This window comes from Aneurinibacillus danicus (assembly GCF_007991215.1).
Taxonomy (GTDB): domain Bacteria; phylum Bacillota; class Bacilli; order Aneurinibacillales; family Aneurinibacillaceae; genus Aneurinibacillus; species Aneurinibacillus danicus.
This window is the reverse complement of sequence record NZ_BJXX01000204.1, coordinates 1-12415: the sequence shown is the minus strand read 5'-3', so window position 1 is coordinate 12415 and position 12415 is coordinate 1. Positions and strand designations below refer to the sequence as shown.

Genomic DNA, 12415 nt, shown 5'->3' with positions numbered 1-12415 from the left:
AATTTTTAAGTAATTAAGCAGATGGTAGTTATATTAGAAAAAATATGGGTATATAACGATGTATTAAGTATATACGTTTGACTAGGTATCTGAAAGGAGTAAGCCAACGTGGCTGTACCGAATATTAATAAAAAAGAAGCCGAAAGGACTCGTGATGACGCTGTGAGAGCAAAGAATACATAATTTAGTTAAAAAATAAATCAACTTCAAAGCCATTAAATAAGTTTTTAGTAAAGGAACCCTTCCTACCTTCTAAAAATAAAATAACTTTTTAAAAAGAGTAAAATCTTTACTTTACAAATCGTTTGCATTGGTGTATATTGGTTATAGGTCAGCAAGATATATCATCTAGATGAATCTTTATCCAGGAGGAATCTAAGATGAAGACTGTTTTAGTCATTGGGGGACATACTAAGCAAGCATTTGAACGTAAAGCAAAGGAAAGAGGAATAAGAATCCTTTTTCACTCGGCACATAACAAAAGAAAAGACGGAAAAAAGATGTTTGAACCGTTGGTGCGCAAGTCTGACTGTGTTATTATTATGTTAAATGCTTGCTCACATCATAGTATGTGGGATGTAAAGAGCCTTTCAAAAGAGCATAGCAAACCTGTCATTTATCAAAAGGGGTTAGGTGCTACTCAGGCTTTAGAACGTGCATATGATTTACTTAAAATTGAAAAGAAGGCAATGTAGTCATTTTTTTATGGTTACTTCAAATAAAGTAAATACTTTACTTTTTAAAAATAATAAAATTAAATTCAAAAAATAAAGGAGGAATATATAATGGATATGCAAGAAGTTCAAAAAGAAGTCTATGAAGCGCTAGATTTACTTCGAAACTCTTTTACTATCGAAGAAATGAAGTATCGATTTTTTGTTCTCAATACGTTTAGGTATCTTAATGAAAGTGATGACCATCCTTTCCATATACCTACAGAATTACGATGGAATGCTCTTCGGGCTGATGGATTTAATCTTGGAAAACGCCTAGATAAGGCTTTTAAAGTACTGGAAGAGGAAAACCCAGCATTAGATGGTGTGTTTACAATATTTCCGTTTGGGATGTTAACAGAAACTCAAGAAGATGCAACTCTCTTCCGGATTATGACGATAGTTGAACGTCTTCCTTTAGGAAAAGAGGCTGGGGATTTTGCTGATTTCCTTTTCTCCTTTTTCTCTGACAGAGAAGGTAGAGCAGGCGATTTGGTAACTCCCCCTGAAATTCCAGATTTATTGACCCGTTTGCTTGAAATAAAAAATGGAACTGTATATGACGGAACAGCTGGTATTGCACAGTTCCTTGTGAAAGCATATGAGTATGCACGTATCCAAAGCGGTGAGGTCCAATTATATGGACAGGAAGTTAACAGCAGAGTTTTAGCACTAAGTAAGATGAATTTTATTTTGCATGGAATTTATGATTTAAATTTAAAGCTTGGTGACGTTATTATTGATCCCTTATGGAAAGAGAACGATAAACAGCTTAAAAAATTTGATTACGTCATAATGGAACCACCTTTTGGATTAAGTCGTTGGGGAAGAAAAGCAGCAGAAGAAGACTTATATGGACGCTTTCGTTTTGGAATTCCTAGCGCTGCCTCGGGTGATATGGCTTTTGTTCAACATGCTGTGGCTTCTATGAACGAAAAAGGAAAGGCGGCGGTTATTGTACCTCCTGGTGTACTCTTTCGTGGTGGGCCTGACCAACGTATTCGAGAGGAACTTTTGAAAGAAGATTTAATTGATGCGGTTATTCATCTGCCTAGCAACCTTTATGTAGGCTCAGGCATTCCTGTTGTAATTCTTCTTTTTAATAAAGCCAAGCAAATGGAACATCGTGGAAAAGTACAAATGATCCAGGCTGACCAAGATTACTTAAAGCGGAGGGCGAAACATATCCTTCGAACACAAGATATTGATAAGATCGTACATACTTATCAGATGAAAGCAGAAATTGAGCAATATAGTCGTATAGTTTCCCTAAGCGAATTAAAAGAAAATGAATGGATGTTGAATCCTAAACGTTACTTTGGCAGTGCAGAGATTGAAACACCAATTGGGACGGTTCAAGTGAATTGGAGCCAGTATGAAGCATTGGATTTCCCAAAAGTAGAATTGGGTGATATAGCTAACGTATTTAGGGGGCTTAATACACCTTCTGCCAAAGAATTTACTATGGATACTGAGTATACGCATAAACTAATTAATTTAGCTGATGTGCAGGATGGTCAAATCTTGTTTGATACGTTAACCCCAATTTATCTGGATGACAAGAAAAAAATACGTTCTTACGAAGTACAGCCAGGTGATGTCATTTTATCAAGTCGAGGTCTCTTCTTTAAGATTGCGATTATACCGCCAACTCATGAAAAATTGATTTTATCCAGTAACTTTATTGGTATTCGGCCAGGGCGTAATGTTGATAGTGGATATATTAAAGCCTTTTTAGAAAGCCCCATTGGTCGTTATTACATTAGCCTTCATCAGAAGGGAGCGGCTATCAGTATGATTAGCCATAAAGATATTGAGAAACTACCAATTTTGTTACTGTCACTTGCACAGCAACAGAAGCTAAGTGCCGACTTTATGGAAGCAGATCGAGAGCTGAAAGAAACAATTGCGGCTGCGGAACGAAAACATAAGGAACAGTATAGAAAACTGTACGAGGATATGGGGATTATGAACATTATTGAATAGCAACTATATGGCACGATGAAGGGATAAGGAGGGTGTTGGGAAGATGAGTATAACATTATTACAAATCGAGACAATGAGTGCGGCTGAAAAGTTAGGGGAAGCTTTTTTAGCACACGGATTTTTAGTGAAGGTTCAAGGCGATCGCTTGATTTTCTCGCCCGGTAATGGTTTGGAAGATATGAATGTAGTTCGGAAAATTTTAGAGCGTGCTGGTGTTCCTGCACTCTATAACGGATGGGAGATTCAAATTCTTGTCCCCCATATCCCTAATCATCTAGCATTAAGTATTATGAAAAAACCAAAGCGTCGGGCTAACTATTATATTCCATATGGATATCATGGTTGGCGTGGTTTTACTAAACGTAATCATGGTTTGCGTTTTAATACGCTAAACTTTGATCCTGGGATAGCTCTTTTGCTAAAAGCAATGAGTGAAGCTGGTATCCTTGTAACAGGCGGCTGCGATGGACATGAGCAAAAAGCGCCTAGAATTTATTTTGCCAGTCGGTGGGCAATGGCATGGTTTGAGATTTTACGTGAGAGGTTCATGCAACGCCTGGATTTGCATTATAAATGGGAGGTTGACATCCTTACTTCTGGAAGTCCTTCTTTATATGCATTAAAGGCGGAAGATGAGGGATGGGAACTTAAGAAAATTCAGCATGATACAGTGCAAATGGCCCTTATATTGCATAAGCATGCTGTTAGCTTACGTCAGGTGCGTCGTGATACCTTTAAGTTTAAGAGCATGTATTTAGATGCTAAGAATTTGGAGAACAACTATCACGCTCTTTATTCCTGGATGAAGGAAATATTAAAACAAAGGCTTGAAAAATTATAAATAAAACGAGTCAAATCAAACGAATGTAGCGTCCAATACTCGTATGGGAAAATTTAGAAGTAACATAATCGAAAATTATAGTAAAATTGACCTTGAATGTGAATAACTAGAGAATTAGGAGGGGTTCATGTGAACAACGTTAAAATAAATGAAATTATTAGCTTTATTTGGGGAATAGCGGATGATGTACTGCGTGATGTACTCGTGCGTGGGAAATACCGTGATGTTATTCTTCCCATGACTGTAATTCGTCGTATCGATGCATTGTTAGAACCAACAAAAGCTGAGGTAGAGCGAACCCATGAATTCTTAAATGAAAGAGGAATTACAAATCAAGATTTAGCTCTTCGTAAAGCGTCTGGATATGTCTTTTATAATACATCTAAGTTTACACTGCGTCGCCTACTTGATGAGCCAAGCCAACTTCGGGAAAATTTCGAAGCTTATCTTGCTGCATTTAGCCCTAATATGCGGGAGATCGTACAGAAATTTAAGTTTCATAACCAGCTGGAAACATTAGAAGAAGCCAATGTGCTTTATAAACTTGTTGAGAAGTATATAGACCCAAAAGTAAAGCTAGAAGAGTTAACAAATCTAGAAATGGGCTATGTATTTGAGGAGTTAATTCGCCGCTTCAATGAGGAAAATAACGAGGAGGCCGGGGAACACTTCACGCCACGCGATGTTGTTGGGTTGATGACACATCTCCTATTTGAGCCTATTCAAGACAAAATTGAAAGCACTACATATGTAATGTACGACGGGGCCTGTGGTACAGGTGGGATGCTGACAGAGTCAGAAGCTTTTTTAACCAGGATTGCAGAGAAGCAGGGGAAAAAAGTGAAACTTGAGCTTTATGGTCAGGAAGTTCAACCGGAGACCTTTGCGATCTGCCAGTCAGACATGATGATCAAAGGCAAAGACCCTGAAAATATTAAATATGGTTCTACCTTATCCAGAGACAGATTCCCTGATATGAAATTTGATTTTATGATTATGAACCCGCCGTACGGTAAAAGTTGGAAAGTGGACTTAGAAGAAATAACAGACAAGGAAACCGGAAAAATTGATGATCCACGTTTCCATATGGGCGTTCCACGTTCCAGTGATGGACAGCTTCTTTTCATGGTTAATATGCTTTCTAAAATGAAAGAAAGTACAGAACTTGGCAGTCGAATTGCAACTATTCACAACGGGTCAGCACTGTTTACGGGAGATGCTGGACAAGGGGAGAGTAACATACGCAAATGGATTATTGAAAATGACTGGCTTGAGGCGTTAATTGCTTTACCAAATAATATGTTTTACAACACTGGTATTGCCACATATATTTGGGTGCTTACTAACCGCAAATCACCAGAACGTAAAGGTAAAGTCCAATTAATCGACGCAACGAATTGGTATCAAAAAATGCGTAAAAATCTTGGTCAAAAGGGCAATGAATTAACCGAAGAACACGTTACTAAAATTCTTGAAGTATATAAGAACTTTAAAGAAACGCCAGAATCAAAAATCTTTGCAAATGAGGAGTTTGGATATACCAAAATTACAGTAGAACGGCCGCTCCGCCTTGCCATGCAGGTAACAGACGAAAGAATTAAAGCAGCTTTGTTTACTATTAAAGCGGAGGTAAAAAAATACAAAGGAATTTTATCTATAACTGATAGACTTATGATTCTGTTGAAAGAAACGTTTGGCTTTGAAAAGCATATGGATTTTAATGTTGTAATCAAGCAATTTGAGTCTGCTTTGAAAGCTGAGGGTATGAAGGTATCCAAAAACGATATGAAAAAGTTGCTTAATTTTTTTACCGAGCGTGATGAGCAGGCGGCAGCAGTTATTAAAAAGAAAACAAAAACAGAAATATTATATGAGCCAGACCCAGAGTTGCGTGACATAGAAAATATACCGTTACAGGAAGATATTAATGAGTATTTTAAACGCGAAGTACTTCCTTATGTACCAGATGCTTGGATTGATTACAGTAAAAATTTAGTTGGTTATGAAGTTTCATTTAATAGGTATTTTTATAAGTACCAAGAGCCTGAGAGCCTTGAAGATATATATGAAAAGTTATTAAAAATAGAAAAAGACTCAGCGGGAATGCTTCATGAAATCTTAGAGAAGGTGAAATAAAATGATAAGTAATTTAAGTTATAAAGAAAGTGGAATAGAATGGATAGGAAAGATTCCTAAACATTGGGAGGTAAAAAAAGGAAAATATATATTTAAAAATGTAAAAAGAATTTGCGGTATAGAACATGAAAAATACGAAAGATTAGCTTTGACAATGAAAGGAGTAATTAAGAGAAGTAAAGATGACAGTGAGGGTTTGCAACCTAAAGAATTTGAGACATATCAAATTTTAAAGAAAAATGAATTGGTATTTAAGTTAATTGACTTAGAAAATATAAAAACGAGTCGTGTAGGATATTCCGAATATGAAGGTATAGTAAGTCCAGTTTATATAATATTGCAAAATGATAAACAAAATAACAAATTTTTCTATTATTTCTATCTCCATTTATACTATAATAACGTTTTTAATATCTTGGGTGGAGGGGTTAGGAGCAATTTAACTGCCAGGGAGCTATTAAATAATTACGTTGTAGTTCCCCCAATTCATGAACAAAGAGAGATAGTTAATTTTTTAGATGAGAAGGTAAAACAGATTAACAACATGCTTTTAATTAAGGAGAAGCAAATTGAGTTATTAAATTCAGCTAAACAATCATTAATTGATAATGTGATATTGCAAGGCTTAAATTCTAATATTAAACTTAAGGATTCTCCTATTAAATGGATGAAAAAAATTCCTTATCATTGGGAAGTTAAACGTGCAAAGTATTATTTTTATGAGGTAGATGAACGATCAAGTACAGGAGAAGAGGAATTGTTATCTGTTTCCCATATTACGGGGGTCACACCACGTTCCGAGAAAAATATTAACATGTTTCTAGCTGAAAGTTACATAGGCTATAAACTTTGTTCTCCTAATGATATCGTATGCAATATTATGTGGGCTTGGGCAGGAGGAATTGGTGTTTCAAAACATCATGGCATTGTTAGTTCGTCCTATGGTGTATATAGATTAAGGAATACAGAGTTATTTATTCCTTCTTATTTAGACTACTTGCTTAGAACAAAAGCTTATATTGCGGAGTATACAGTTAGATCAAAGGGCATACATTCTTCAAGATTAAGACTTTATTCAGATAATTTCTTTGATATCCCAATAATTTGCCCACCACTTCATGAACAAAAAGAAATAGTAATCTATCTTCGTAGTGAAATAGATAAAATTGAGAATTATATTCGGACAATAGAAAGCCAAATTGCTCTAATTCAAGACTATAAGAAAAAGTTAATTACGGAAGCTGTGATGGGGAGAATTGCAATATTAGACTTGGAACAGAAAAGGAGTAACGAGGATGTTTACGGATATGTCGGAACGGGGAATTGAGGAAACCATTGAGCAGCATCTTTTAGATTCTGGATATATAAAACGAATAAATACGGATTACAATGCTGATTTTTGTGTCGATAAGGAACTGCTATTGCAGTTCCTTGAAACAACGCAAAAAGAAGCACTCGATATGTTGAAAAAACGTAACGGCGCACAATTCGAACAACGTTTCTTTAAGCGTATAAGTGATCAAATAAAGAAAAAGGGCATCGTTAAGGTGCTACGCGAGGGTATCCGCGATGGTGAGGTTAAACTTATACTATTCTATAAAAAGCCTGCCTCTATTTTAAACGTACAATCTATTCAAAATTACCGGTCTAATATTTTCTCGGTTATGCGCCAGGTTCATTTCTCAAAGAAAACACCAAGTCAATCGCTTGATATGGTGTTATTTATAAACGGGCTACCGGTTGTAACAATGGAATTGAAGAATCGTATTACCAAACAGTCGGTTATTGATGCTATTCGCCAATACCGGGAAGACCGTGATCCAAAGGAGCCAATGTTTGAATTAGGCCGTTGCCTTGTCCATTTTGCAGTCGATGAACAAGAAGTATATATGACAACTGAACTGAAAGGAAAAAACACTTCTTTCTTACCATTTAACAAAGGACACTACTATGGGAAGGGAAATCCACCAAATCCGAACGGACTAAGAACGGATTACCTTTGGAAAGAAGTACTTGAAATTGATAGTCTAGCTAACATTATTGAAAAGTTTGCTCAGTTGTTGGAAGAAAAAGATGAAGAGACAAAAAAAATATCGAGAAAGCTTATTTTCCCACGTTATCACCAATTACAGGTAGTACGCATGCTTTTGGAAAAAGCAAGAATGGATGGGACAGGACACCGTTATCTTATCCAGCATAGTGCCGGCTCAGGAAAGAGTAACTCGATTACATGGCTTGCCCATCAACTTGTTGAACAAAAAGATATATTGGGTGAGAATAACGTATTTGATAGCGTGATTGTTGTAACAGACCGCAAAGTACTTGATAAACAGATTCGAGATAATATTAAACAATTTGCACATGTAGATGGTGTGGTTGGCGCTGCAACTAAAAGTAGTGAACTTCGTACTTACTTAGAAGCTGGAAAGAAAATTATTGTAACTACCATACAGAAGTTTCCTGTCATTGTTCAGGATGTCGGGCAGCTCAGTAATTATCGTTTTGCCCTTATTATTGACGAAGCACACTCCTCCCAAGGTGGGAATACAGCAGGAAAACTAAACGCAGCCCTATCAAAAACAGAAAAAAATGATGACGAAGAAAAAACGTTAGAAGACAAAATTAATGAATTTGTTGAAAGTCATCGTATACCTTCAAACATTAGTTATTTTGCTTTTACCGCAACCCCTAAGAATAAGACACTTGAACTATTTGGCGAAAAGCAGCCGGATGGAACCTTCCTTCCTTTTCATAACTACAGTATGAAACAAGCTATTGAAGAAGAATTTATTTTAGACGTACTACAGAATTATACTACCTATGAAAGCTACTTTAAGCTATACAAAACGGTTGAGGATGATCCGCAATATGATAGCAAACGTGCGCAAATGAAAATGCGTCATTTTGTAGAGACGAATGAACTGGCAATTGAAAAGAAAGCCAATATTATGATTGATCATTTTCTTGATAAGGTATATTTACCAAGAAAAATTAATGGCAAGGCAAAAGCCATGATTGTTACCAATTCGGTTATTAGTGCAATTCGTTACAAGATGGCGTTTGACAAGATTTTAAAGGAGCGAAAAGTAGACATTCAAGCACTTATTGCATTTGAAGGAAGTCGTGAGCTGAATGGAAAGACATATGATGAGGCATCTATGAATGGATTTCCAGGCGAAAATATTCCAAAAGAATTTAAAAAGGATAAATATCGCTTTTTGATTGTTGCAGAGAAGTATCAAACAGGTTTTGACCAACCTCTTCTTCATACAATGTATGTTGATAAGAAGCTTAGTGATGTAAAAGCAGTTCAAACTTTGTCACGTTTAAATCGGGCATACAAGCCATACAAAAAGGATACATTTGTATTAGATTTTGTGAATAGTGCTGAGGATATTCGAAAAGCTTTTGATCCGTATTATAAAACAACAATTTTAAGTGAAGAAACTGATCCGAATCGTCTTAATGACCTACAAGATGAGTTGAATGAGGCCCAAGTTTATACAGAAAATGAAATAATGAAAATTATCGAGTTATATATTGATGGGGCAGGACGGGAGGAAATTGATCCAAAATTAGAGGCAATGGTCGAACGTTTTAAACAGTTACCGTATGATGATCAAGTGAAGTTTAAGACACAAGCTCGATCATTTACACGGACATATCAATTTTTATCACAAATTCTACCGTACAATCGCCCTGATTGGACAGCTTTAGCAACAACGCTTCGTTTCTTGTTACCAAAGCTACCGAAGCTAACAGACGATGATTTATCGGAGGGAATTCTAGATGCCATTGACCTTGATAGCTACCGAATTGATCAGAAGGAAATGCAGAACATAACGTTGGAAGGGGAAACAGGGCTTGCACCCGCTCCTACAGTTGGTACTGGCGAAGTGAGAGACCCAAAAATGGAATATTTGAGTGACATTGTACGCGAGTTTAATGAACGATTTGGAACAAACATTACGGAGAATGATTCCGTTCGTCGTTTTATGTTAGAGGAATTGCCTCAAAAAGTGGCGGAAAATGAGGAATATCAAAACACGAAAAAATTCTCTGATCGTCAAAATGCGAAAATTACATTTACTCGTATTTTGGGAGAAGTGTTCCAAGACTATATGTTTGATCAATTTGATATGTATCAAAAGTTTACGGAGAATGAAGAGTTCCGCCAGTGGTATACGGATAAGCTTTTTGAATCGGATTATCGTTTTTAGTTCTAAAAAGTTTAATTATTTTATAGATAAAGATATAAAGAACCAAATTAATTTCATTTGAAAGGATAGAGGATATGGATAAAAACAATTTAGTTAGTAGAAAAGCTGTAGTTGGTGAAGTTATTCAAGAAAAGCCTGAGCGAAAAAAAGCCCGTAACCTGAAACGAGATACCTATACTGTTGTTAAGGATGAAGATCAAGGCGGTGGAATTATGATTGAAGTAGATGGCCAGCAAATGTTTTTATTCCATGATGAATATTCTGTAGTGACATCTTTAAAATAATTGAAAGTACTCAATTTAAATTTCAAGGTGCAAGTTCAAAGCCTGCACCTTAGCTATCTTTTTAGTTTAATTACCGTCATAAAATTTGATTAATAACTCAGTTTATGGAGGCATATAAACATGTCGAAACCGAAGATATCTTTCTTTTTTGGTGCAGGAGCAGAGATTAGCTATGGTCTTCCTTCAGGTGGGAAATTTGCTCTAGAGATTTTTAGGAGTTCTTCAGAAACAGATAAGGAGGATTTTAGAAAGCAGGTTCAGTCTATATCCCCTACATCGGTATATGCTGCAAAGTGGCTACCTGAAAACTATCAAACTAAAAGGCTTCATGTATTTGGGAAAGGAGAGTTCGAAGGTTTAATTGCCTCTAGCTTAGAATATAGAAGAGGAAATATTCTTGGTTTTTTAGATGATTTTGATGAAAACGTTAATAAAATACTATCCAATTGGGATATATCAGAAGAAATCATTAGGGAGAAATTTTATGAGGAAACGGGAATTGAGTTTGGTGCTGTATTATATGGTCAAGTTATTAAACTTAATGAAAAGTTAGCTGAAAAAGTAAAGCTATTTGATTCTGAATTTTTCTCTGCCTTTTTGAAAGTCCTGGAATTCAACCAGCAAAATAGAAATTTAAAGAGAGTAGTTCGTGCTTTTTTAGAACTATTAGTAGGAGCATGTGGGCAAAATTTGGTTTCACGTTTAAATGAAGAGCTTTTTGAGCAAGCACCTGATGAATTATCTGTATTTGATGACTTATCTGGAATTTTTAATTTGAATTATCAGGGAGTAGGACAAACTGGAATGGAGATTGTAATAGAAGAACAGCCAGTTCCGATAGATGAGTCTTTTAAATTAGCAGACGTGTTTGCGGAACTAGGAAAAAGAATTCTAGAGGAAATTTATTCTCAAGCTCTAGATTATCAGGCGCTTATTGATAGTCACTTTCGCTATCTTTATAATCCTAAGGCACAATGGGCTAAGTTTACAAGAATATCAATATTTTTGCACACAGTTCGTCGTTATATAAAAGAAAACGTGGATATAGACAAAGAAAAATTAAAATATGGGCCAGGGTACTACCATGATTTACTTGCGTTAAGTGATAAATTTGAAATACATGCCATTGGTACAACTAATTATAACAACTTTGTTGAACTAATCCTAAAAGAAGTGAATTTAGATGAGGTTCCAGTATATCATTTAAATGGAAGTGTACATGAATATTATGACCCTTATTTAAACAGTATTTATTATGAGGGAGAGGAGCAGAAAGAGAAGCACATACTAGTGCCATTTATATTTACACAAAGTGGAATAAAACCTTTAACTTCGGTGTCGATGTCCAGACGTTACGTAGACTTATATGATCGCTTTGCTCAGTCAGATATTATATGTATCATTGGGTATGGATTTGGGGGAGATGATGGACATATAAATGGCATGCTAAGAAGTTTAGCTGAAGAAGAAAACAAAAAAATATTTATTGCTCATTACGGTGTGGGAAATGTAACAACTTTGAAGAGGGAATATCAATCAAAGCTTAGGCTTTCATCTACAAATAATTTAGAAATTATTCCTGTAGATGACCAGAGAGGGCTTGATAATAAATTATGGTATGAAAACTTATGTGAAGCAGTAGATTAATATATCTAAAATGGGAGCTAAATTTCATTGTATGTTTACTGAATGCAGTAAATATACATTTGATTTTTAGCTTTTATTTTATTATAATTACCAAAATTTTTAATAACATAACCAATCATTTGTAAGGATATGATACTATTTTACTGTGCTAATATTACTTGATATGAAAATATATTAATTGAAAAATATTCCTTTTAAATTTATGAATATTTAATTTAGGGTAGATTGGAGTCTAATATGAAACTAAATGAAAAAACCTTCGAACTTAATTTAACTAAAGAAATTCTTGATGTCGCTGATTTTTTTTCTAGTTTACTATGGCTTTCTTTTCCTATAACTAAATTATATATGCATTTGTCTGGAGCCTCACCATCTCTAAAACCTCCTTACGCATTAGGAATACCATTAACAGAAGAGAAAAACAAGGGATGGGATGTTAAGGTTATAATCCCATCCTTGGGCCTGTATAAACCACGTGCTGTATTTTTTCAATTTAAGTCAGGGTATCATATTAACTATAGTAGCAAAAAGGGTAGTATTTTTCAGGGAACTAAAAAATATAAATCTCCTCATGTTTTATTCCATATT

At 35.3% G+C, this 12415-nt stretch carries 9 protein-coding genes; all 9 read left to right on the top strand.

From position 1 onward, the window contains the following. Positions 1-380: 380 nt before the first annotated feature. Positions 381-695 carry a DUF2325 domain-containing protein gene (locus ADA01nite_RS20235; protein ID WP_146812245.1) on the top strand — a complete coding sequence of 105 codons (315 nt, stop codon included), beginning with the start codon at positions 381-383 and terminating at the stop codon, positions 693-695. 90 nt (positions 696-785) lie between these two features. Next, positions 786-2699 (top strand): N-6 DNA methylase, encoded by a 1914-nt coding sequence (locus ADA01nite_RS20230; RefSeq protein ID WP_146812244.1) that lies wholly within the window; start codon positions 786-788, stop codon positions 2697-2699. Positions 2700-2742: 43 nt separating this feature from the next. Then, complete coding sequence (locus ADA01nite_RS20225) at positions 2743-3540, top strand: hypothetical protein (protein ID WP_146812243.1); 798 nt, start codon at positions 2743-2745, stop codon at positions 3538-3540. 129 nt (positions 3541-3669) lie between these two features. Then, a complete protein-coding gene (locus ADA01nite_RS20220) occupies positions 3670-5676 on the top strand; it encodes a type I restriction-modification system subunit M (RefSeq protein ID WP_146812242.1) in 2007 nt (668 codons plus the stop codon). A gap of 1 nt (position 5677) precedes the next feature. Next, positions 5678-7003: a restriction endonuclease subunit S gene (locus ADA01nite_RS20215; RefSeq protein WP_146812241.1), complete on the top strand. Its 1326-nt coding sequence runs from the start codon at positions 5678-5680 to the stop codon at positions 7001-7003. Continuing rightward, positions 6972-9896 carry a type I restriction endonuclease subunit R gene (locus ADA01nite_RS20210; protein ID WP_146812240.1) on the top strand — a complete coding sequence of 975 codons (2925 nt, stop codon included), beginning with the start codon at positions 6972-6974 and terminating at the stop codon, positions 9894-9896. The genes ADA01nite_RS20215 and ADA01nite_RS20210 overlap by 32 nt, the downstream gene beginning before the upstream one ends. 74 nt (positions 9897-9970) lie before the next feature. After that, positions 9971-10180, top strand: coding sequence for a hypothetical protein (locus ADA01nite_RS20205; protein WP_146812239.1), 210 nt, complete (start codon positions 9971-9973; stop codon positions 10178-10180). A gap of 120 nt (positions 10181-10300) precedes the next feature. Further along, positions 10301-11827, top strand: a complete 1527-nt coding sequence (locus tag ADA01nite_RS20200; RefSeq protein ID WP_146812238.1) for a hypothetical protein — start codon at positions 10301-10303, stop codon at positions 11825-11827. 237 nt (positions 11828-12064) lie between these two features. After that, a partial coding sequence (locus ADA01nite_RS20195) for a hypothetical protein (protein ID WP_146812237.1) occupies positions 12065-12415 on the top strand: 351 nt, incomplete at its 3' end.

Bases quoted from the DNA above. Each gene is read 5' to 3' on its own strand.
- ADA01nite_RS20235 (WP_146812245.1), top strand. From the start codon at position 381: ATGAAGACTGTTTTAGTCATTGGGGGACATACTAAGCAAGCATTTGAA.
- ADA01nite_RS20230 (WP_146812244.1), top strand. From the start codon at position 786: ATGGATATGCAAGAAGTTCAAAAAGAAGTCTATGAAGCGCTAGATTTA.
- ADA01nite_RS20225 (WP_146812243.1), top strand. From the start codon at position 2,743: ATGAGTATAACATTATTACAAATCGAGACAATGAGTGCGGCTGAAAAG.
- ADA01nite_RS20215 (WP_146812241.1), top strand. From the start codon at position 5,678: ATGATAAGTAATTTAAGTTATAAAGAAAGTGGAATAGAATGGATAGGA.
- ADA01nite_RS20210 (WP_146812240.1), top strand. From the start codon at position 6,972: ATGTTTACGGATATGTCGGAACGGGGAATTGAGGAAACCATTGAGCAG.
- ADA01nite_RS20205 (WP_146812239.1), top strand. From the start codon at position 9,971: ATGGATAAAAACAATTTAGTTAGTAGAAAAGCTGTAGTTGGTGAAGTT.
- ADA01nite_RS20200 (WP_146812238.1), top strand. From the start codon at position 10,301: ATGTCGAAACCGAAGATATCTTTCTTTTTTGGTGCAGGAGCAGAGATT.